At 71.4% G+C, this 22,147-nt stretch carries 21 protein-coding genes; 19 read left to right on the top strand and 2 right to left on the bottom strand.

What is annotated here, in order from left to right; genetic code table 11:
- Positions 1–157: 157 nt before the first annotated feature.
- From arc to prcA, 6 genes are all read left to right on the top strand, one after another.
- Positions 158–1,924 carry a proteasome ATPase gene (gene arc / locus RM572_RS10595; RefSeq protein WP_311673007.1) on the top strand — a complete coding sequence of 589 codons (1,767 nt, stop codon included), beginning with the start codon at positions 158–160 and terminating at the stop codon, positions 1,922–1,924.
- Positions 1,925–2,012: 88 nt separating this feature from the next.
- Complete coding sequence (gene dop / locus RM572_RS10590) at positions 2,013–3,524, top strand: depupylase/deamidase Dop (RefSeq protein WP_311673006.1); 1,512 nt, start codon at positions 2,013–2,015, stop codon at positions 3,522–3,524.
- Between the two features lie 153 nt (positions 3,525–3,677).
- The gene (locus RM572_RS10585) at positions 3,678–3,896 is read left to right on the top strand and encodes a ubiquitin-like protein Pup (protein WP_027762738.1); all 219 of its coding nucleotides are present in this window, start codon (positions 3,678–3,680) and stop codon (positions 3,894–3,896) included.
- Positions 3,897–3,902: 6 nt separating this feature from the next.
- Positions 3,903–4,496, top strand: a complete 594-nt coding sequence (locus tag RM572_RS10580; RefSeq protein ID WP_311673005.1) for an endonuclease VII domain-containing protein — start codon at positions 3,903–3,905, stop codon at positions 4,494–4,496.
- Positions 4,448–5,293: a proteasome subunit beta gene (gene prcB, locus RM572_RS10575; protein ID WP_027762736.1), complete on the top strand. Its 846-nt coding sequence runs from the start codon at positions 4,448–4,450 to the stop codon at positions 5,291–5,293. Before RM572_RS10580 ends, prcB begins: the two co-directional genes overlap by 49 nt.
- Before the next feature lie 32 nt (positions 5,294–5,325).
- Positions 5,326–6,090, top strand: coding sequence for a proteasome subunit alpha (gene prcA, locus RM572_RS10570; RefSeq protein ID WP_311673004.1), 765 nt, complete (start codon positions 5,326–5,328; stop codon positions 6,088–6,090).
- A gap of 57 nt (positions 6,091–6,147) precedes the next feature.
- Here prcA and RM572_RS10565 read toward each other — a convergent pair whose 3' ends face one another.
- Positions 6,148–7,254, bottom strand: coding sequence for a LacI family DNA-binding transcriptional regulator (locus RM572_RS10565; protein WP_394813575.1), 1,107 nt, complete (start codon positions 7,252–7,254; stop codon positions 6,148–6,150).
- Between the two features lie 68 nt (positions 7,255–7,322).
- On the opposite strand from RM572_RS10565, the gene RM572_RS10560 reads away from it, so the two are divergent.
- The 12 genes from RM572_RS10560 (at position 7,323) to RM572_RS10505 (ending at position 20,384) form a co-directional block, all read left to right on the top strand.
- Positions 7,323–8,627, top strand: coding sequence for an MFS transporter (locus tag RM572_RS10560; RefSeq protein ID WP_311673002.1), 1,305 nt, complete (start codon positions 7,323–7,325; stop codon positions 8,625–8,627).
- Positions 8,628–8,636: 9 nt separating this feature from the next.
- The gene (pafA, locus tag RM572_RS10555; RefSeq protein ID WP_027762732.1) at positions 8,637–9,998 is read left to right on the top strand and encodes a Pup--protein ligase; all 1,362 of its coding nucleotides are present in this window, start codon (positions 8,637–8,639) and stop codon (positions 9,996–9,998) included.
- A gap of 158 nt (positions 9,999–10,156) precedes the next feature.
- Positions 10,157–11,098, top strand: coding sequence for an FKBP-type peptidyl-prolyl cis-trans isomerase (locus tag RM572_RS10550; RefSeq protein WP_311673001.1), 942 nt, complete (start codon positions 10,157–10,159; stop codon positions 11,096–11,098).
- A 61-nt stretch (positions 11,099–11,159) separates the two neighbouring features.
- Positions 11,160–11,534 (top strand): FKBP-type peptidyl-prolyl cis-trans isomerase, encoded by a 375-nt coding sequence (locus RM572_RS10545; RefSeq protein WP_027762730.1) that lies wholly within the window; start codon positions 11,160–11,162, stop codon positions 11,532–11,534.
- A gap of 139 nt (positions 11,535–11,673) precedes the next feature.
- Positions 11,674–12,648: a helix-turn-helix transcriptional regulator gene (locus RM572_RS10540; protein ID WP_311673000.1), complete on the top strand. Its 975-nt coding sequence runs from the start codon at positions 11,674–11,676 to the stop codon at positions 12,646–12,648.
- Between the two features lie 18 nt (positions 12,649–12,666).
- Positions 12,667–13,617, top strand: coding sequence for a helix-turn-helix transcriptional regulator (locus RM572_RS10535; RefSeq protein WP_311672999.1), 951 nt, complete (start codon positions 12,667–12,669; stop codon positions 13,615–13,617).
- 34 nt (positions 13,618–13,651) lie between these two features.
- Entirely contained in the window at positions 13,652–13,843 is a 192-nt protein-coding gene (locus RM572_RS10530; protein WP_311672998.1) for a hypothetical protein, read from the top strand.
- Between the two features lie 166 nt (positions 13,844–14,009).
- Positions 14,010–14,300: a Sec-independent protein translocase subunit TatA gene (gene tatA, locus RM572_RS10525; protein WP_027762726.1), complete on the top strand. Its 291-nt coding sequence runs from the start codon at positions 14,010–14,012 to the stop codon at positions 14,298–14,300.
- A gap of 111 nt (positions 14,301–14,411) precedes the next feature.
- Positions 14,412–15,302 (top strand): twin-arginine translocase subunit TatC, encoded by an 891-nt coding sequence (gene tatC / locus RM572_RS10520; RefSeq protein WP_394813574.1) that lies wholly within the window; start codon positions 14,412–14,414, stop codon positions 15,300–15,302.
- Between the two features lie 18 nt (positions 15,303–15,320).
- Entirely contained in the window at positions 15,321–16,229 is a 909-nt protein-coding gene (locus tag RM572_RS10515; RefSeq protein ID WP_311672996.1) for a diacylglycerol kinase, read from the top strand.
- A gap of 42 nt (positions 16,230–16,271) precedes the next feature.
- Positions 16,272–19,085 (top strand): DEAD/DEAH box helicase, encoded by a 2,814-nt coding sequence (locus RM572_RS10510; protein ID WP_311672995.1) that lies wholly within the window; start codon positions 16,272–16,274, stop codon positions 19,083–19,085.
- A gap of 132 nt (positions 19,086–19,217) precedes the next feature.
- Positions 19,218–20,384, top strand: coding sequence for a phosphatidylinositol-specific phospholipase C1-like protein (locus RM572_RS10505; RefSeq protein WP_311672994.1), 1,167 nt, complete (start codon positions 19,218–19,220; stop codon positions 20,382–20,384).
- Between the two features lie 12 nt (positions 20,385–20,396).
- Here the strand turns inward: RM572_RS10505 and RM572_RS10500 are convergent, their stop codons facing one another.
- Positions 20,397–21,305 (bottom strand): 5'-3' exonuclease, encoded by a 909-nt coding sequence (locus RM572_RS10500; RefSeq protein WP_311673086.1) that lies wholly within the window; start codon positions 21,303–21,305, stop codon positions 20,397–20,399.
- An 82-nt stretch (positions 21,306–21,387) separates the two neighbouring features.
- Here RM572_RS10500 and RM572_RS10495 point away from each other — a divergent pair, with 82 nt between their 5' ends.
- Positions 21,388–22,128 (top strand): helical backbone metal receptor, encoded by a 741-nt coding sequence (locus RM572_RS10495; protein ID WP_311672992.1) that lies wholly within the window; start codon positions 21,388–21,390, stop codon positions 22,126–22,128.
- Positions 22,129–22,147: the final 19 nt, after the last annotated feature.

Below are 22,147 nucleotides of genomic sequence, written 5' to 3'. Positions count from 1 at the left end.
TCCGCCACGTTTGCGGGTGGGTATTCCACAGACGTGAGAAGGCGCGCAAGGGTGAAGATCGGACACACCCCGGCGTCTTTGTGATCTAGGGGTTTCAACCCCCACCCGTGCAGGTAGGGTCAGAAACGTCCAGCTCCCCCTGGAGGAGGTGAGGACCGTGGCAGCCCACGACGACGACACGAACCGCGGCATCCGGTCGGGTCGGGACATCGATGACCCGTCCGGCGAGGTCGCCCGTCTCGAGCAGGAGATCGCCGTCCTGCGTCGGAAGCTCGCCGACTCTCCGCGACACACTCGGATTCTCGAGGAGCGGATCGTCGAGCTGCAGACGAACCTGGCCGGCGTGTCCGCCCAGAACGAACGCCTCGCGGGGACGCTCCGCGAAGCCCGAGACCAGATCGTGGCCCTCAAGGAGGAGGTCGACCGGCTCGCCCAGCCGCCGGCCGGCTTCGGAGCCTTCCTTCAGGCCAACGAGGACGGCACGGCCGACATCTTCACCGGGGGCCGCAAGCTCCGGGTGAACGTCAGCCCCAGCGTGGAGCTCGAGGAGCTCCGCCGCGGCCAGGAGGTCATGCTCAACGAAGCGCTCAACGTGGTCGAGGCCATGGAGTTCGAGCGCGCCGGCGACATCGTGACCCTCAAGGAGGTGCTGGAGGACGGCGAGCGCGCGCTGGTCGTCGGCCACACCGACGAGGAACGCGTCGTGCGGCTCGCCGAGCCCCTGCTCCAGGCCACCCTGCGCGCCGGAGACGCTCTGCTCCTGGAGCCCCGCTCCGGCTACGTCTACGAGATCGTCCCCAAGAGCGAGGTCGAGGAACTCGTCCTCGAAGAGGTCCCGGACATCGACTACAACCGCATCGGCGGACTCGGCGGGCAGATCGAGTCCATCCGCGACGCGGTCGAGCTGCCCTACCTCTACCCGGACGTCTTCAAGGAGCACGAACTCCGCCCGCCCAAGGGCGTCCTGCTCTACGGCCCGCCCGGATGCGGCAAGACCCTCATCGCCAAGGCCGTCGCCAACTCCCTCGCCAAGAAGGTCGCCGAGGTCACCGGCAAGCCCCAGGGGAAGAGCTACTTCCTCAACATCAAGGGCCCCGAGCTCCTCAACAAGTACGTCGGCGAGACCGAACGGCACATCCGTCTGGTCTTCCAGCGGGCCCGGGAGAAGGCGAGCGAGGGCACGCCCGTCATCGTCTTCTTCGACGAGATGGACTCCCTCTTCCGCACCCGCGGCTCCGGAGTCAGCTCGGACGTGGAGAACACCATCGTCCCCCAGCTGCTCTCCGAGATCGACGGTGTCGAAGGCCTGGAGAACGTCATCGTCATCGGCGCCTCCAACCGCGAGGACATGATCGACCCCGCGATCCTGCGGCCCGGCCGGCTCGACGTGAAGATCAAGATCGAGCGGCCCGACGCGGAGGCGGCCCGCGACATCTTCTCCAAGTACCTCGTCTCCACCCTTCCGCTGCACTCCGACGACCTGGCCGAACACAACGGCGACCCGGTCACCACCGTCGACGGCATGATCCAGTCCGTCGTCGAGCAGATGTACGCTGAATCGGAGGAGAACCGCTTCCTGGAGGTCACCTACGCGAACGGTGACAAGGAAGTCCTCTACTTCAAGGACTTCAACTCCGGAGCGATGATCCAGAACATCGTCGACCGCGCGAAGAAGATGGCCATCAAGGCCTTCCTCGACCAGAACCAGAAGGGGCTCCGCGTCTCCCACCTGCTCGCCGCCTGCGTCGACGAGTTCAAGGAGAACGAGGACCTTCCCAACACCACCAACCCCGATGACTGGGCTCGCATCTCCGGCAAGAAGGGCGAACGGATCGTGTTCATCCGTACCCTCGTCACCGGAAAGCAGGGTGCGGACACGGGACGCTCCATCGACACGGTGGCCAACACCGGACAGTACCTGTAAGGACGGACCGACCGGCTGCGGGCGCCCCGGCCGGGGCACCCGCAGCCGGTCGGTTGGCGACGGGACACTGCCGGGCAAGGAGGGTCGTATGACCGTACGGCGAGTAATGGGCATCGAGACGGAGTACGGCATCTCCGTGCCCGGCCACCCGAATGCCAACGCCATGCTGACCTCCTCCCAGGTGGTCAACGCCTACGCGGCGGCGATGCACCGGGCCCGGCGGGCACGATGGGACTTCGAGGAGGAGAACCCGCTCCGCGACGCCCGCGGGTTCGACCTCGCCCGCGAGGCCGCCGACGCCAGCCAGCTCACCGACGAGGACATCGGCCTCGCCAACGTCATCCTCACCAACGGCGCCCGCCTCTACGTCGACCACGCCCACCCCGAGTACAGCGCCCCCGAGGTCACCAACCCGCGCGACGCCGTGCTCTGGGACAAGGCCGGCGAACGCGTCATGGCCGAAGCCGCCCGGCGCGCCGCCGAGGTCCCCGGCTCCCAGCCCATCCACCTGTACAAGAACAACACCGACAACAAGGGCGCCTCCTACGGCACCCACGAGAACTACCTGATGAAGAGGGAGACCCCGTTCTCGGAGATCGTGCGCCACCTGACGCCGTTCTTCGTCTCCCGCCAGGTCGTCTGCGGCGCCGGCCGCGTCGGCCTCGGCCAGGACGGCGGCGACCACGGCTTCCAGCTCAGCCAGCGCGCCGACTACTTCGAGGTCGAGGTCGGCCTGGAGACCACCCTCAAGCGGCCCATCATCAACACGCGCGACGAGCCGCACGCCGACGCCGAGCGCTACCGCCGCCTGCACGTGATCATCGGCGACGCCAACCTCTCGGAGATCTCCACCTACCTCAAGCTGGGCACCACGGCCCTCGTCCTCTCCATGGTCGAGGACGGCTTCATCGCCGTCGACCTCGCCGTCGACCAGCCCGTCCGCACCCTCCACCAGGTCTCCCACGACCCCACGCTCAAGCGTCTGGTGACCCTGCGCAGCGGCCGGACACTCACCGCCGTACAGCTCCAGATGGAGTACTTCGAACTCGCCCGCAAGTACGTCGAGGACCGCTACGGAGCCGACGCCGACGAGCAGACCAAGGACGTCCTGACCCGCTGGGAGGACGTGCTCGGCCGGCTGGAGTCCGACCCGATGAGCCTGTCCCGCGAGCTGGACTGGGTCGCCAAACGCGAGCTGATGGAAGGCTACCGCCGCCGCGACGGCCTGGACTGGGACGCCTCCCGCCTGCACCTGGTCGACCTCCAGTACGCCGACGTGCGCCCCGAGAAGGGCCTCTACAACCGCCTCGCCGCACGCGGCCGCATGCAGCGCCTGCTGGACGAGGCCGAGGTCGACCGCGCCATGGCGCAGCCCCCGGAGGACACCCGTGCCTACTTCCGGGGCCGCTGCCTGGACAAGTACGCCGACGACGTCGCCGCCGCCTCGTGGGACTCGGTGATCTTCGACCTGCCGGGCCGTGACTCGCTGCAACGGGTGCCCACCCTGGAGCCGCTGCGCGGTACCCGTGAACACGTCAAGGATCTGCTGGATCGCTGCCGCACCGCGGAAGAGCTGGTCAAGGCGCTCTCCGGCAGTTGATAGATCGGGCTGGAAAGGGCTACCCGTCCTCCCCGCGGGGAATGATCCCCTCGACCCGAGGACGGGGGACAAAGGAAGCGCCGATGTCAGCCACTGCTTGTAGGCTCTGATCTTGTACCTCTCGCGTACACCGACCCGAGCGGGGTGAGGGAAATGGCGACCAAGGACACCGACGGCGGCCAGCAGAAGGCCACACGCCACACCGAGGAGACCGAGGAGGAGGCGCAGGACGCGCAGGTCTCCGAGGACCTAAAGGAGCGCCAGGAGGCGCTGTCCGAAGATGTGGACTCCGTCCTCGACGAAATCGACGACGTACTCGAAGAGAACGCCGAGGATTTCGTGAGGTCATTTGTTCAGAAGGGCGGAGAATAGTATTTTATGTCCGAAGTGGGGGATGGGAAGAGGTGCTCGCGATGCAAGCGGACTCTTCCTCGTGACTCCTTCGGACGCAACCGTTCGATGAGGGATGGTCTCCAGGCGTACTGCCGAAAATGCTCGGCGGATTACTACCGGGAGAGGCAGGAGGCACAGGGGCGGACCGTGCGTGTCAAGGTCCCTGTGCCTCGGGGGTCGAAACGGTGTCCGCAGTGCCGTGAGGTGAAGCCCCACGCGCGGTGGGAGCGCAACAAGAGCTCTTCCGATGGTTGGGCGAGCTACTGCAGAAGATGCAGGGCCGAGCGCAATCGGGAGAGTTACTTCCGGCGAAAGTACAGCCTCACTCCGGCGCAACGCGACGCCCTCGTCGCCGAGCAGGTCGGCGTCTGCGCGATCTGTCTTTCTGTCGCCGCAGAACATGTGGATCACTGTCACGAGACGGGTAGGGTCCGAGGCGTACTGTGCTTCAGCTGCAACGCTGCCCTGGGGCAGTTCAAGGACCGGCCCGAGGTGATGCAGCGGGCCATCAGCTATCTGGAAGGAAACGCGTGGAAGCCGAAACTCGTGGCACCGGGCGTCTACCGGCTGCCTTCCTGACGCCGGGCTCGTCGTCGTTCATGGACTTCCTGTCGGCGCACGCGCCGGAGCAGCTGCCGGGCAGTCGTCCGCTGCCGCCGGTGGAGGGTGCCGTGCAGGCGCCGCACGGCACGACGATCGTCGCGGCGTCGTTCCCCGGCGGCGTGGTGCTGGCCGGCGACCGGCGGGCGACGATGGGCAACGTCATCGCGCAGCGGGACATCGAGAAGGTGTTCCCGGCCGACGAGTACTCGGCGGTCGGCATCGCGGGCACGGCGGGCCTGGCGGTCGAGATGGTCAAGCTGTTCCAGCTGGAGCTGGAGCACTTCGAGAAGGTCGAGGGCTCGCAGCTGTCCCTGGAGGGCAAGGCCAACCGGCTGTCCACCATGATCCGCGGCAATCTGGGCATGGCCATGCAGGGCCTGGCCGTGGTGCCGTTGTTCGCGGGGTACGACGTGGACCGCGAGAAGGGCCGCATCTTCAGCTACGACGTGACGGGCGGCCGTTCGGAGGAGACGGGCTTCACCGCCGTGGGCTCGGGCTCGGTGTTCGCGCGGGGTGCGCTGAAGAAGCTGTTCCGCGAAGACCTGACGGAGCAGCAGGCGGCCACCGCCGTCGTGCAGGCCCTGTACGACGCCGCGGACGACGATTCCGCGACCGGTGGGCCGGACCTGGCGCGGCGCATCTACCCCGTGGTCGCGGTGATCACGGAGGACGGCTACCGGCGGCTGAGCGAGGCCGAGGTGTCCGAGATCGCCCGGACGGTGCACGAGGGCCGTCTGCAGCAGCCCAACGGGCCGCAGGCCCCGGTTCTCTAGTCACTCGTCGAGAAGGAAGGGACGGATAGCCGGTGTCGACGCCGTTCTATGTCTCACCCCAGCAGGCCATGGCGGACCGCGCGGAGTACGCCCGCAAGGGCATCGCGCGCGGCCGGAGCGTGGTCGTGTTGCAGTACGCCGACGGCATCGTGTTCGTCGCCGAGAACCCCTCCCGGGCGCTGCACAAGGTCAGCGAGATCTACGACCGCATCGCGTTCGCCGCGGTCGGCAAGTACAACGAGTTCGAGAACCTGCGCATCGGCGGTGTGCGGTACGCCGACCTGCGGGGTTACACCTACGACCGGGACGATGTGACGGCCCGGGGCCTGGCGAACGTCTACGCGCAGACGCTGGGCACGATCTTCTCGTCGGCGGCGGAGAAGCCGTACGAGGTGGAGCTGATCGTTGCGGAGGTGGGTGCGGAGCGTGAGGACGACCAGATCTACCGGCTGCCGCACGACGGTTCGATCGTGGACGAGCACGGTTCCGTCGCCGTGGGCGGCAACGCGGAGCAGATCGGCAGCTACCTGGAGCAGCGTCACCGCGACGACATGTCGTTGAGTGAGGCGCTGAAGCTGGCGGTGGAGTCGCTGTCGCGTGACAACAACGGCGGGGAGCGGTCGTTGACCTCCGAGCAGCTGGAGGTGGCGGTGCTGGACCGTACGCGCTCCCAGCAGCGGAAGTTCAAGCGGGTGCTGGGCCGTCGGCTGGCGACGCTGCTGGACGAGACCCCGTCGTCCGCGTCGGCCGGTAAGGATGCCGCGGACGCGGACGCGGAGGACGACGCCTCGGAGTGATCCACGCCTGTCGGCCTGTCGGCCCCGCCCCTCTGCGGGCGGGGCCGACAGGCGTTCTCAGGGGGTGCGGGGCGGCCCGGTGGAACCGCGGGCGACGAGTTCGACGGGGAGGACGTCGGCGTCCGGCACGCGGCCGTCCAGCACGGTGAGCAGGGCTCGCATGCCGGAGGCGCCGATGTCCTCGGCGGGCAGCCGGACAGTGGTGAGTTCCGGCTCGACGGCGGTGGCGACGGCGAGGTCGTCGAAGCCGGTGACGGAGACGTCTCCGGGGACGCGGAGGCCGAGCCGGCGGGCGGCCTTGCACGCTCCGGCGGCGAGCAGGTCGTCGTCGCAGACCAGCGCGGTGGGGGGCACGTCGCGCCGGAGGAGCCGTTCGGCGGCGTGGAGTCCGCCGGTGACGCTCAGCTCGGCGGGTTCGGTGGCCGTCAGGGCGGCGCCGGTGCCGGTGAGGGCGTCGGCCAGGGCGCGGGCGCGCACCCGGAAGGTCCAGGAGTCCACGGCGGCGGCGAGGTGGGCGATCCTGTGGTGGCCGAGGCGGAGCAGGTGGGTCGCGGTGGCGCGCATTCCGCCGGCGATGTCGAGGTTGACGGTGGCGGCGGGCCGGTCGCCGTCGGAGTCGCCGTCCGGGTCGCTGTCGAGCATCACCAGGGGGAGTCCGCCGCCGCGGAGGGCGGCGAGTGCCTCGGGGGCCATGGAGGAGGCGATGACGCCGTCCAGGGAGGCCTGGGCGGAGGCGAAGGGGTCGGGGGCGGGGCCGATGCCCTCGGGGGAGGGGTAGAGCACCATGCCGAAGTCGTGGTCGGCGGCGACGCGGGCGGCTCCGGTGTGTACGCGGGCGAAGAAGTCGCTGGTCAGGGCGGGGACGACGAGCAGTGCGGTGCGGGTGGAGCCGAGGCGCAGGCTGCGGGCGGCCAGGTTGGGCCGGTAGCCGAGTGCGCCTGCGGCGGCGCGGACGGAGTCCGCGGTGCGTGCGGAGACGCGGCCGCGCCATTTCCCGCCCATGACCAGGGAGACCGTCGCCTGGGAGACGCCTGCCCGGTGGGCGACGTCACGGCTGGTGGGTGCCGTACCGCGGGGTGCGGCGGCACCGCCGTTCGGCGTCCCCCTCGTCGTCACGCGTACTCCTCCCCTGTGGGGGTGGTGTGGACCTCGGTCAGCCGCCATGGTACGTATGACGCAGCACGTTATACGTATTACCACGTGTCTTCCACCCGACCGAGAGGAACCGCATCGTGGCGACCGGCTACGCCGAACTCCTCCGCGCCAAGCACGCCGTGCGTCTCCTCACCGGCACGCTGGTGGGGAGGCTTCCCAATGCCACCGCCGCCCTGGCCATCGTGCTGTTCGTGCGCGCCGAGGGCGGCAGCTACACCCTCGCCGGCGTGCTGTCAGCGGTGTACGGCCTGGCCACCGCCGTCGGCCAGCCCTCGCTCGGCCGCGCCGTCGACCTGTACGGCCAGCCCCGTGTGATGTTCCCGGCCGCCGTACTCTCCGCGCTCGGCATGGGCGTGTTCGCTCTGGCCGGCATCGCGGACCCGGTGGTCTCCTACGGCGCGGTCCTCGTCGCGGGCCTCTTCACGCCGCCGCTGGAGGGCGGCCTGCGTGCGCTGTGGCCCAGCGTGCTCAAGCGGCAGGACCGGGTGCACGCCGCGTATGCGCTGGACGCCGTCGCCCAGGAGGTGATCTTCGCCGTCGGCCCGCTGCTCGTCACCCTGCTCGTCGCCGTGTGGAACGAGGCGGCCGCTCTGCTGGTGATCAACGCGCTGGGCGTTCTCGGCGCCCTGTCGGTGGTCGTCTCGCCACCCTCCCGCAACTGGCGCTCCGAGCCCCGCGAGGCGCACTGGCTGGGGGCGCTGCGCTCGGGCGGACTGCTCGCCCTGCTGGGGGCGTTCTTCTTCGTCGGCCTGGCGCTGGGCTCGATCGCGGTGGCCGCCGTGGCGTACGCCGACGGGTACGGCGACAGCCTGATCTCCAGCTATCTGCTGTCCGCACTCGGCGCGGGCGCCCTGGTCGGGGGCGTGCTGTACGGCGCCCGCGTCTGGCCGGGCCGCCCGGAGAACCGGCTGCAGGTGCTGGTCGCCGCGCTGGCCGCCGGGTACCTGCCGTTGCTGCTGGTGCCGGGGCCGGTGGCGATGACCGCACTCGCGGGCCTGTCCGGACTGTTCCTCGCCCCGGCCCTGGCCTGCTCCTTCGTGGTGGTCGACCGGCACGCGCCCGCCGGCACCGTCACCGAGGCGTTCTCCTGGCTCGTCACCACCTTCGGCGTCGGTGCCGCGGCCGGTACGGCCGTGGTCGGGCCGGTGCTGGAGGAGGCCGGGACGGCGGCGGGCTTCGGAGTGGCCGGCGCGGGCGGAGTCGCCGCGTTCCTGGTGCTGCTGGCCACCCGTGGTGTCCTCTCGCCCCGGACCGCCGCTCCCGGCCGTCTCCCGGATCCCGTGCCGGGCGGCGGCACCACGGTGGCGGCGGAGTCCCCGGCGGGCGAAAATGATCGGCACGCGGCACCAGAACCCGGTTTCAGAACAGGCCATAAGGCGTAATGTTCAGTCATGGACCGCCGAATCTTCGGGCTGGAGAACGAGTACGGCGTCACGTGTACGTTCCGGGGACAGCGGCGTCTGTCCCCTGACGAAGTGGCGCGGTACCTCTTCCGCCGTGTCGTGTCATGGGGCCGGAGCAGCAACGTCTTTCTGCGCAACGGCGCCCGCCTCTACCTGGACGTGGGCTCGCACCCGGAGTACGCCACGCCGGAGTGCGACAGCGTCACCGAACTGGTCACCCACGACAAATCCGGCGAGCGCATCCTCGAAGGTCTGCTCGTCGACGCCGAACGCCGCCTGCACGAGGAGGGCATCGCCGGCGACGTCTACCTGTTCAAGAACAACACCGACTCGGCGGGGAACTCCTACGGCTGCCACGAGAACTACCTGGTGGCCCGGCACGGCGAGTTCTCGCGTCTCGCCGACGTCCTCATCCCCTTCCTGGTCACCCGTCAGCTGGTGTGCGGTGCGGGCAAGGTCCTGCAGACCCCGCGCGGCGCGGTCTACTGCGTGAGCCAGCGCGCCGAGCACATCTGGGAGGGCGTCAGCTCCGCGACGACCCGGTCCCGGCCCATCATCAACACGCGCGACGAGCCGCATGCCGACGCCGAGCGCTACCGCCGTCTGCACGTCATCGTCGGCGACTCCAACATGTCGGAGACCACGACGCTGCTGAAGGTCGGAGCCACCGACCTGGTGCTGCGCATGATCGAGGCCGGCACCGTGATGCGCGACCTCACGCTGGAGAACCCGATCCGGGCGATCCGCGAGGTCAGCCACGACATCACCGGGCAGCGCAAGGTCCGGCTGGCCAGCGGCCGGGAGGCGTCCGCGCTGGAGGTGCAGCAGGAGTACTACGAGAAGGCGGAGGACTTCTGCGAGCGGCGCGGTATCCGCACCGGCATGGTCGAGCAGGTCCTGGACCTGTGGGGGCGCACACTGGAGGCCGTGCGCTCCCAGGACCTGGACAAGGTCGGCACGGAGATCGACTGGGTGATGAAGTACAAGCTCCTGGAGCGGTACCGCGCGAAGAACAACCTCACCATGTCGCACCCGCGGGTCGCGCAGATAGACCTCGCGTACCACGACATCCACCGCCGTCGCGGCCTGTACTACCTCCTGGAGCGCAAGGGTCAGGCCGCCCGGATCTGCGACGATCTGAAGATCTTCGAGGGCAAGTCGGTGCCGCCGCAGACGACCCGGGCGCGGCTGCGGGGCGACTTCATCCGGCGCGCCCAGGAGCAGCGCCGGGACTTCACCGTCGACTGGGTGCACCTGAAGCTCAACGACCAGGCGCAGCGCACCGTGCTGTGCAAGGACCCCTTCCGTTCGGTCGACGAGCGGGTGGAGAAGCTGATCGCCGGAATGTGACGGGCCTGTGATCGTGGGTGACGCCCCGGGTGAGGGGCGTCACCCACAGCGGGCGTGATTCACCGTGTCGTGCGCCCCCGGCTGATGCCGGCGGAGTCGTAGGCTGGGGTCTCGATGCCCGGCTCGTGCCGGGACCCCCTACCTCCAAGAGTGACCACATGACGCGCTCCACGACTGCCCGCCGCTTCGTCGCGGCCCTGGCCGTGCCCCTGCTCATCGCCTCGGCCGCCGCCTGCGGCGGTGACGACTCCGGGACGCCGGGCGCCGTGCCCGCCGTGTCCTGGGAGGACGGCAAGAAGAAGCCCGAGATCGATGCCGGGGTCGGTGACCCTCCCGGGAAGCTCAAGGTCAAGGTCCTCGAGGAGGGCGACGGCCGCACGGTCCAGAAGGCGGACTTCATCACCGCCCACTACGCGGGGCAGACGTGGAAGGGCAAGCCCTTCGACGACAGCTACCAGCGCAAGCTGCCGTCCGGTTTCCCGATCGGTACCGGCGGTGTCATCGAGGGCTGGGACAAGGGCCTCGTAGGGAAGACCGTCGGCAGCCGCGTCGAGCTGGTGATCCCGCCGGAGCTGGCCTACGGCGACAATCCGCCGCAGGGCAGCGCCATCGGCAAGGGCGACACGCTGGTCTTCACCATCGACATCAAGGAATCGGTGCCGATGGCGCCGAAGGGCGAGAAGGTCCCGCAGGACGACTCCGCGCTGCCCACGGTCGGCACCAACACGGACGCGAAGGCGCCGAAGGTCACCATCCCCGGGGACGCTGAGGCGCCCGGCGAGCTCGTCAGCCGGCCGATCATCGAGGGCACCGGCGAGAAGGTCACGGCGAAGGACACCGTCCTGGTCAACTACCGCGCCGTCGAGTGGAACAAGCCCGAGTCGGAGATCAGCACCTGGGAGGGCAACCCGGCGGCGCAGATGCCGCGTGGCCCGCAGGAGATCCCCGTCGGCCAGATGCCGGGCTGGGAGAAGGGCCTGGTCGGCCAGACCGTCGGCAGCCGGGTGCTGATCGTGGTGCCGAAGAGCGAGTTCCCCAAGGAGCAGCAGAAGCAGGCGAACGACGTGGTGATGGTCGTGGACATCATGAAGGTCCAGTGATCACGCGTCTGCCACACTGGGACGGTTGTCAAGGACGGATTCGTTTCACAGGAGCAGTTTCGTGAGCATCGACAAGCCCGAGGTCGACTTCCCCGAGGGCGAGCCCCCCGCCGACCTGGAGATCCGGGACATCTGGGAGGGCGACGGCCCCGAGGCCAAGGCCGGGGACAACGTCTCCGTGCACTACGTCGGCGTCTCCTTCTCCACCGGTGAGGAGTTCGACGCCAGCTGGAACCGCGGCAAGCCGCTGCAGTTCCAGCTCGGCGCCGGCCAGGTCATCGCCGGCTGGGACCGCGGCGTGCAGGGCATGAAGGTCGGCGGCCGGCGGCGGCTGACCATTCCCGCGCACCTCGCCTACGGCGACGCGGGCGCCGGCGGCGGCCGTATCAAGCCGGGCGAGACGCTGATCTTCGTCTGCGACCTGGTCGCCGTCTGAGGACACCTCGCGTACGACCCTGTGGGCCCCCGCCGCGGCGGGGGCCCACGCGGCTTCCCGCAGCCCTTCGGCTTTGGTCCCACGCCCCGAAGAGCGGTACGTTCGTAGCCTCAAGTTGCATGAGAGAGGCAAGGGTTCCATGGCGATTGCCAAGGCCGAGCGGCTGATGAACCTGGCGCTGTGCCTGCTGGGAGCCCGGCGTCCGTTGTCCAAGCGTGAACTGCGGGCGTCCATCGAGGCCTACCTCGAAGCGGCCGGCGACGACGCCTTCAACCGCATGTTCGAGCGCGACAAGGACGACCTGCGCGAGCTCGGCCTCGTCATCGACACCGTCGACAACGTCGACGGCGAGACCGGCTACCTCGCCCGGCGTGACAGCAACCGACTGCCGCCCGTCACCCTGGACGCCGCCGAGGCCACCGCCCTCGGTCTCGCCGCCCGCGTCTGGCAGCAGGCCCGGCTCGCCGGAGCGGCCAGCGGAGCCCTGCACAAGCTGCGCGCCGCCGGCGGCATGCCGCAGGCCGGGGAGGACGGCGGCTACGGCGACCCGCACCCGCACAGCACCCTCGAACCGCGCATCCCGGCCCGCGAGACCGCCTTCGAACCGCTGATGCTGGCCTGCCGCGACCGCCGCCTCGTCGTCTTCGACTACCGGCGCTCCAACGCCGCCCGGCCCGAGCGGCGCAGCGTCGAACCGTGGACCCTGGAGTGCTGGCGCGGCCACTGGTACCTGGCCGGGCACGACCGGGACCGCGGCGCCGAACGCGTCTTCCGCCTCTCCCGCATCACCGGCCCCGTCCGTTCCCGCGCCGCCGCGTTCTCCGCGCCCGTCCCCGATCAGGTGACGGTGCGGGAGGCCGTGGAGCGCTGGGCGGGGGAGTCCGCCACCGGCCGCGCCCGCATCCGGCTGCGCCGCGAGAGCGGCTACCCGCTGCGCGCCCGTGCGGTCGGCGCGATCCGGGAGACGGACGGCGGCTGGGACGAGCTGGAGATCCCGTACGGGCACGGACTCGACGCCTGGCTCGTCGAGTTCGGCCCGGACGTCGTCGTACTGGAGCCCGCCGAGCTGCGGGCGGACGTGGTCGACCGGCTGCGTGCCGTCGCCAAGGGCTGAGGGGAGTCGAGGAGAGACGTGGCGACCAACGCCATCGACCAGACCCGGCGGATGCTGTCGCTGGTCACCTATCTGCGGGACCGGCCCGGCGCCCGCGTGGAGGACGTCGCCCGCGCCTTCGGCATCAGCGTCGACGAGCTGATCGGCGACCTGGACGTGCTGCCCATGTGCGGCACCAGCTTCCGGGGCGGCGACCTGCTGGAGATCGACACCGACGGCGAGCGGATCTGGTGGCGCAACGCCGACGACGTCGCCGAGCCGCTGCGGATCGCCGCCGACGAGGCCACCGCGCTGCTGGTCGCGGCCCGCGCGGTCGCCACCCTCCCCGGGCTGCGGGAGAGCGACCGGGAGGCGCTGCTGCGCGCGACCGCGAAGCTGGAGGCGGCGGCGGGGGAGAGTGCCGGCGCCAGCGCCCGCCTGTCGGTCACCTTCGAGTCCGAGGGCGGCGTCTTCGCCGACGTCGACCGGGCCATCGCCGAGCGGCGCCGGGTGTGGCTGCGGTACTACTCGCCGGCCCGGGACGAGCTCACCGAGCGGGAGATCGACCCCATCCGCCTCTTCGCCGTGGGACACACCTACGTGGAGGCCTGGTGCCGCCGCAGCGAGGCCCGGCGCACCTTCCGGCTCGACCGGGTCGCGGAGATCCGGCTGCTGGACGAGTCCGCCGACCCGCCGCCGATCACCCCCCGCGACCTGTCCGAGGGCCTGGTGCAGCCCGCCCCGGACGACCCGGAGGTCGTCGTCGAGGTCTCGCCCGGCGGCCGTTGGGTCGCCGAGTACTACCCGCACGACAGCGCCGAGGAGCTGCCCGACGGCGGCCTGCGGATCACTCTGCGCACCCCCGACCCCGCCTCGCTGCGGAGGCTGGCCCTGCGGCTCGGGCGGGACGGCCGCATCACCGCGCCGCGCGAGCTGGCCGAGAGCGCCCGGGAAGCCGCCCGCGCCGCGCTCGCGGCCTACGGCGAGTGAGGCGGTGTCGGCCGGACGGACTAGGCTCGCCGGCATGCTGTGGCCGATGCTCTTCCTCGCGCTCGCCTTCGCCGGGACCGCCGTCCTGGGAGTCCTCGCCGTCCGCGTCGGGCTGGAGGTGCGGCGGTTCGCCAGGGCCGTCGGAGACGGCTCCGAGCGCATCGCCCGGGCCGCCGACGACCTGGAGCATGCGGCGGCCTCCTGCGGCCGGGGTCTTCGGCGGTAGGCTTGGTAGCTGCTGCCGTTCCGGTCGCGGCCCGGAAGGTGGAGGATGCACGGGCATTGCCTCGTGTTCACTCCTCAGGGTTACGATCGTGTGCAGCAGACCAGCCAGTCCGACACATACGGCAGGCAACAGGACACACGCTGTCCCCGCGAGAAGGTAGTGAGACATGCCCAACCTGAGGCCCATGGAGATCGTGCTGATCGTACTGGTCATCCTGCTGCTGTTCGGGGCCAAGAAGCTTCCGGACATGGCCCGGTCCCTCGGCAAGTCGGCCCGCATCCTCAAGAGCGAGGCCAAGGCCATGAAGAAGGACGGCGGCGACGGCGGCGGTGACGGCGACAAGGACGGCAACGCCGAGGCGCAGCAGCCCGCGCCCAAGACGATCCAGGCGGCACCCGGCGACGTCAGCAGCTCGCGTCCGGTGAGCGAGCAGGCCAAGCAGTCCCAGCAGAACTGACCCCCTGGCAGCCCGCACGGTCGTCCGTGCGGCACAACTGACTGACGAGGACACGGGTTGCTCAAGTCCGCCCGCAAACAGGGTAATCAGCCGAAGGATCCCGAGGGCCGGATGCCTCTCGTGGAGCATCTGCGGGAGCTGCGGAACCGCCTGATGAAGGCGGTCCTGGCGATCCTGGCCGTGACCGTCCTCGGCATGGTCTTCTACGAGCAGGTCGCGGACTTCCTCACCGAGCCGATGCTGGACCGCATCGGCTGTGAGGAGGGCTTCGGCGCGTCGGCGACCCGTGAGGCCTGCGCGAACCTCACGATCAACGGCCTGGTCGGACCCTTCACGGTCATGCTGAAGATCGCCCTGACCGTCGGCGTCGTCCTCGCCTCGCCCATCTGGCTCTACCAGTTCTGGGGCTTCCTGGCGCCCGGTCTCCACCGTCACGAGAAGAAGTACGCCGGAGCCTTCGTCTGCACCGGCGTCCCCCTCTTCCTGGCGGGCGCCTACATCGCCTACCTGATCCTGCCCACCGCGGCGGAAGCGCTCATCGGGTTCACGCCCCAAGGCACGAACAACCTCATCGACCTGGGGGACTTCGTCGACATCATCGCGCGGCTGGTGCTCGTCTTCGGCCTCGCCTTCGAGCTGCCCCTCGTCCTGGTCATGATGAACATGGGCGGGCTCGTCACCGGACGGCAGATGCTCGGCTGGTGGCGGATCATGGTCGTCTGCATCACGGTCTTCTCGGCCGTCGCCACCCCGACCGGCGACCCGCTCACCATGGGGGCACTCGCCGCGCCGATCGTGCTGCTCTACTTCGGCGCCGTCGGTGTCGCGCTGCTCAACGACCGGCGGCGCGAGCGGAACGACCCGTACCGGGGCCTGGACGACGACGAGGCGTCGGAGCTGGAGCACGCGCCGGAGCCGGTCGCCGCCGCAGCGCCGTTGGGCGACGACACCCCGGAGGCGGGCGACGACCGCCGTCCCGACGGTTACGGCGACGCCACCTGACGCGCTAGTGTCCGGCGGGTGACCAGCGAGATCACCCTCCTCGTGAACCCGACCGCCGGGCGCGGCCGCGGAGCGCAGGCTGCGCAGCCCGCCGCCGACGCGCTGCGCGGCGCCGGCTTCTCCGTCCGCACCGTCGTCGGCGTCGACGCCCCCGACGCGCTGCGCCGCGCCCGGGAGGCCGTCGCCGAGGGGACGGGCGCCCTCATCGCCGTCGGCGGCGACGGCATGGCCAACCTCGCGCTCCAGGCCGTCGCGGGCACCGGCACGCCGCTGGGGGTGGTCGCCGTGGGCACCGGCAACGACTTCGCCCGCGCCACCGGCCTGCCCGTGCGGGACCCGGGCGCGGCCGGCCGCCTCTTCGCCGACGCCCTCAAGGCGGGCCGGACCCGGCCTGTCGACCTGGGCCGGGTGACCCGCGCCGACGGTACGGAACGCCTGTTCGGGTGCGTGCTCGCCTCCGGGTTCGACTCCCGCGTCAACGACCGGGCGAACCGGATGCGGTGGCCCACCGGACCCCGCCGCTACGACCTGGCGATGCTCGCCGAACTCGCCGCGCTCCGGCCCGTCCGCTACCGGCTCACCCTCGACGACGGCACGCCGCAGGAGGTCGCCGCCACCCTGGTCGCCGTGGGCAACGGGCCCAGCTACGGCGGCGGCATGCGCATATGCTCCGGCGCCGCGCTCGACGACGGCCTCCTCGACGTCACCGTGGTGGGGGAGTGCAGCCGCACCACGCTGCTCCGGGTCTTCCCCCGCGTCTACAAGGGCACCCACCTGAGCCACCCCTCGGTCACCGTCCACCGGGTGCGCACCCTCACCCTGGAGGCCGAGGGCGTCACCGGGTACGCCGACGGGGAGCCCGCGGGCCCGCTGCCGCTCACGGTCCGGAGCGTGCCGGGCGCCGCGCGCCTCCTGCTGCCGCAATAAGATCGATCGCTGTCGGGGGTGGCCGGTAGGCTCGGGAGCACGATGACCGAGGATCTGTCCCCCGCAGAGCGGTACGCCGCGGCCCGCAAGCGGGCCGAGGAGCAGGCCACCGCTCTCGCCCCGTTCCGTGACCTGTACGACTTCGGCCTGGACGACTTCCAGATCGAGGCGTGCCAAGCCCTCGAAGCCGGCAAGGGAGTGCTGGTCGCGGCGCCGACCGGCTCCGGCAAGACGATCGTCGGCGAGTTCGCCGTCCACCTGGCCCTCACGCAGGGCCGCAAGTGCTTCTACACCACGCCGATCAAGGCGCTGTCCAACCAGAAGTACAACGACCTCGTCGCGCGCTACGGGCCGAAGCAGGTCGGCCTGCTCACCGGCGACAACAGCGTCAACGGCGACGCGCCGGTGATCGTGATGACCACCGAGGTCCTGCGCAACATGCTCTACGCGGGCTCGCGGGCCCTGCTCGGCCTCGGCTACGTCGTGATGGACGAGGTCCACTATCTCTCCGACCGCTTCCGCGGCGCCGTGTGGGAGGAAGTGATCATCCACCTGCCCGAGTCGGTGACACTGGTGTCGCTCTCCGCGACGGTGTCCAACGCCGAGGAGTTCGGCGACTGGCTGGACACCGTGCGCGGCGACACCCGGGTGATCGTCTCCGAGCACCGCCCCGTCCCGCTGTGGCAGCACGTCCTCGCCGGGCGGAAGATGTACGACCTGTTCGAGGAGAAGGGCGACCGCAAGAAGGTCAACCCGGACCTGGTGCGGATGGCGCGGATGGAGAACAGCCGCCCCCTCTCCTCCCGCGACCGCCGCCGCAACGGCCGTCCCAAGCGGGAGGCGGACCGGGAGCGCGAGCGGCGGCAGCGTGCCCGGATCTGGACGCCGAGCCGGCCCGAGGTCATCGATCGCCTCGACGCACAGGGCCTCCTCCCGGCGATCACGTTCATCTTCAGCCGGGCCGGCTGCCAGGCCGCCGTCCAGCAGTGCCTGGCGGCCGGGCTCCGGCTCAACGGCCCCGCCGAGCGCGCCCGGGTCCGGGAACTCGTCGAGGAGCGCACCGCGGACATCCCCGACGAGGACCTGCACGTCCTGGGCTACTTCGAGTGGCTGGAGGGCCTGGAACGCGGCGTCGCCGCCCACCACGCGGGCATGCTGCCGACCTTCAAGGAGGTCGTCGAGGAACTGTTCGTCCGCGGGCTGGTGAAGGCCGTCTTCGCCACCGAGACCCTGGCGCTGGGCATCAACATGCCGGCCCGGTCGGTGGTGCTGGAGAAGCTGGTCAAGTGGAACGGCGAGCAGCACGCCGACATCACCCCCGGCGAGTTCACGCAGCTCACCGGACGTGCGGGCCGGCGCGGCATCGACGTGGAGGGGCACGCCGTGGTGCTGTGGCAGCGCGGCATGGACCCCGGCGCCCTGGCCGGGCTCGCCGGCGCGCGCACGTACCCGCTGCGGTCGTCGTTCAAGCCGTCGTACAACATGGCGGTCAACCTGGTCTCCCAGTTCGGCCGGCACCGCTCCCGGGAGCTGCTGGAGACCTCCTTCGCCCAGTTCCAGGCGGACCGCTCCGTCGTCGGCATCTCCCGCCAGGTGCAGCGCAACGAGGAGGGCCTGGAGGGCTACCGCGCCTCGATGACCTGCCACCTCGGCGACTTCGACGAGTACGCGCGGCTGCGCCGCGAGCTGAAGGACCGTGAGACGGAGCTGGCCAAGCAGGGCGCCGCGCAGCGCCGCGCCCAGGCCGCGGCCGCCCTGGAGAAGCTGAAGGCCGGGGACATCATCCACGTGCCCACCGGCAAGTTCGCCGGCCTCGCGCTGGTGCTGGACCCGGGCACGGGCGCCGGGCGCAGCCCCGGCCACCGGCGCGGCTTCGAGCAGTACGACGGGCCACGCCCGCTGGTGCTGACCGCGCAGCGGCAGGTCAAACGGCTGGCCGCACTCGACTTCCCGGTCCCCGTGGAGCCGCTGGAACGGATGCGGGTGCCGAAGTCGTTCAACGCGCGCAGCCCGCAGTCGCGGCGCGATCTGGCGTCCGCGCTGCGCACCAAGGCCGGCCACTACGAGCCGCAGCGGCACCGCCGTCAGCGCTCGGGGGCGGCCGACGACGAGCAGATCGCCCGGCTGCGGGCCGACCTGCGCCGCCACCCCTGCCACGGGTGCGACGAGCGCGAGGACCACGCCCGGTGGGCGGAGCGGTACCACCGGCTGCGCCGCGACACCCGGCAGCTCGAGCGGCGCATCGAGGGGCGGACGAACACCATCGCCCGCACCTTCGACCGGGTCTACGCCCTGCTGTCGGAGCTGGACTACCTGCACGGCGACCAGGTCACCGACGACGGGAGGCGGCTGGCCCGGCTGTACGGCGAGCTGGACCTGCTGGCCTCGGAGTGCCTGCGCGAGGGCGTGTGGGAGGGCCTGCCGCCCGCCGAGCTCGCCGCCTGCGTGTCCGCCCTGGTGTACGAGTCGCGGGCGGCCGACGACGCCATGCCGCCGCAGCTGCCGGGCGGCGGCCGGGTGAAGGCCGCGCTGGGCGAGATGGTGCGCATCTGGGGCCGGCTCGACGCGCTGGAGGAGCAGCACGGCGTCAGCGCGACCGAGGGCGTCGGGCAGCGCGAACCGGACCTGGGCTTCGCGTGGGCGGCCTACCAGTGGGCGGACGGGCACGGCCTGGACGCGGTGCTGCGCGAGACCGACATGCCCGCCGGCGACTTCGTGCGCTGGTGCAAGCAGGTCCTCGACGTCCTCGGGCAGCTCGCCGCGGCGGCACCCGAGGGCGGCACGGTGGCGAAGAACGCGCGGCGCGCGATCGAGGCGATGCTGCGCGGCGTCGTCGCGTACACCTCCGTCGGCTGACGTTCCGCGTCCGTCCGACCACCGGCCCGGCAGGCGTGGTTGACCGCCCGCCGGGCCGGCGGCATGTTGTCTGCGTCCCGTCCGTCCCGCTCCCACCGGAGGCGAGCAGTGCGCAGACACCCCGTCAGGAACGTGCCCGGGAACCGGTTCCGTCGATGGCTCGCCGCCGCGGTCGCCGTCGCCGCCGTGGCGACGCTCACCTCGGCGGCGCACGCACGCCCCGACGGCGACGACCGGCGCGGCCACGACCTGCGGCTCAACCAGATCCAGGCCATGGCCACGCACAACAGCTACCACCGTGAGGTGTCGTTCGCCGAGCAGAAGGTCATGGAGGCGAACGACCCGAACTTCCGCACGCTGCTCTACAGCCACGCCTCGCTGCCGCAGCAGTTCGCCCGCCAGCGGGTGCGCGGCATCGAACTCGACGTCTTCCCCGACCCGGAGGGCGGCCTGTACGCGGACCCGCTGATCCGCAGGGCCGCCGGTCTGCCGCCGCCGGAGGATCCGGCCTGGCACGAGCCCGGCTTCAAGGTCCTGCACTGGGCGGACTTCGACTACCGCACCTCGTGCATCACCCTCACCGGCTGCCTGACGCAGGTGAAGGAGTGGTCGCAGCGCCATCCGCGGCACGTCACCGTCCCGGTCCTCCTGGAGCTGAAGCAGACCGACCCGCGGCTGGAGGAACGCGGGGGAGCGGTCAGCCCGCCGTGGGACACGGCCATGCTCGACGCGCTGGACGCCGCGATCCGCCGGGTCTTCCCCGACCGTACGACCGTGACCCCCGACGACGTCCGGCGCCGCGGCGAGACCCTGGAGGAGTCCGTCCTCCGGCACGGCTGGCCCCGGCTGTCCGCGGCGCGCGGCAAGGTGATGTTCCTGATGGACAACGACGACCAGGAGCTCCAGGACGCCTACCGGGCCGGCGGGCGGGAGAGCCTCCAGGGCCGGGTGCTGTTCACCGACTCCGAACCGGGACGGGCGGACGCCGCGTTCATGAAGGTGAACGACCCGACCGGCGGCAACAAGGCCGTCATCCGCGACCTGGTGCGGCGGGGCTACTTCGTGCGGACCCGCTCGGACGTGCCGCTCGACCAGGCGACCAGCGGAGAGGACCGCATGCTGCGGGACGCCCTGTCCTCCGGGGCGCAGATGGTCAGCACGGACTTCCCCGTGCCCGGGCTCGCCGCGCGCTACGGCTCCGACTACGTCGCCGAACTTCCGCGCGGCCAGGGCCCGGTGCGCTGCAACCCGGTCACGGTACGGACGTGGCAGTGCCCGCGCGGGCCGCTGGAACCGTGACCGGCCCGCCCCTCACCGCTGGAGCGCGTACAGCACGCGGTTGAGTGAACTGCGCAGCCCCCAGCGCTCGTCCAGGGCGAGCAGCGCCGTCGCGTCGTGCGGCTCGTCCGGCAGGGTGGCGTCGAAACCGGGCAGCGGCACGTCGTCCGCGACCCGGACCACCTTCGGCGCCACCGCCAGATACGGCGCGGCCTCCTGGAGCCTGCGGCGCTGCGCCGGGGTGATCTTCGACTTCGGGTCCGCGGCGGCGGCCTCGATGCCGGCCAGGTCGCCGTAGGCCGTCAGCAGCTTCGCGGCGGTCTTCTCCCCGACGCCGGGCACGCCGGGAAGGCCGTCGCTCGGGTCGCCGCGCAGCGTCGCCAGGGCGGCGTACCCCGGCCCGTCCACGCCGTACTTCTCCCGCAGCGCCGCCTCGTCGAACGCGGCGAGGTTGCCCATGCCCTTGACCGGGTAGAGAACCCGCACCCCGCGCGCGTCGTCGATCAGCTGGAACAGGTCGCGGTCGCCGGTGACGATGTCCACCGGCCCGGCGGCGCGGGCGGTCAGGGTGCCGATGACGTCGTCCGCCTCGTACCCGTCCGAGCCGATCCGGGCGATGCCCAGCGCGTCCAGCACGTCGTCGATGACCGGGACCTGCGGGGAGAGGGTGTCCGGCACCTGCTCGGTGTCGGGGCTGCCCGTCTCCGTCTCCTCCAGCACGCGGTGCGCCTTGTAGGAGGGGATGAGGTCCACCCGCCACTGCGGGCGCCAGTCGAAGTCCATGCAGGCGACCAGTTCGTCCGGCCGGTGGTCCTGCACCAGCCGGGCGATGAAGTCCAGCAGACCGCGCACCGCGTTCACGGGCGTGCCGTCCGGGGCCCGGACCGAGTCCGGAACCCCGAAGTAGGCCCGGAAGTACAGCGAGGCGGTGTCGAGGAGCATCAGCCGTGGTGTGGTCACGTCCCGATGATGCCGCATGCCGCCGACAGCGGGGCGGACCCGCACCCTCGGCTACCGTGCCCCCATGACTCCCCCCGCCGCCGTACGGCGCGTCGTCTCGCTGGTCCCGTCGCTGACCGAGGCGGTGGCGGCGTCCGGCCCGGACCTGCTGGTCGGCGCCACCGACTGGTGCAGTCACCCCGCCGGCCTGGACGTCGCGCGGGTGCGCGGCACCAAGAATCCGGACCTGGAGCGGATCGCCGCCCTGGAACCCGACCTGGTGCTGGCCAACGAGGAGGAGAACCGCCCGGCCGACCTCGAGGCGCTGCGGGCCGCCGGGATCGGCGTGCTGGTCACCGAGGTCCGCAGCGTGCCGCAGGCGTTCGGCGAACTGCACCGCGCCCTGGTCGACGGCTGCGGTCTGCCCCGTCCCGCGTGGCTGGACGAGGCGGAGGCGGCGTGGGCGGAGGTGCGCGCCGAGTTCGACGCGGTGGCGGTGGTGCCCGTGTGGCGCCGGCCGTGGATGGTGCTGGGCCGGGACACCTTCGCCGGGGCGGTCCTCGCCCACCTCGGGGTACGCAACCGCTACGCGGGCCACCCCGAGCGCTATCCGCGCGTCCCGCTGCCCGAACTGGCCGACCCCCGGGCCGCCGACCTCGTCGTGCTGCCCGACGAGCCGTACGCGTTCGCCGCCGACGACGGGCCGGAGGCCTTCCCCGGGCTACCCGCGGCCCTGGTCGACGGACGGCATCTCACCTGGTACGGGCCGTCGCTGACCGAGGCGCCCGGAGTGCTTGCCGGCGCCGTGCGCGAGGCCCTGGGCTGAGGCAGCGCGGGGCCGGACC

The organism is Streptomyces hazeniae, assembly GCF_031845485.1.
Taxonomy (GTDB): Bacteria; Actinomycetota; Actinomycetes; order Streptomycetales; family Streptomycetaceae; genus Streptomyces; species Streptomyces hazeniae.
Note: the sequence above shows the minus strand (reverse complement) of the source record. Positions and strands in the feature narration are given on the sequence as shown.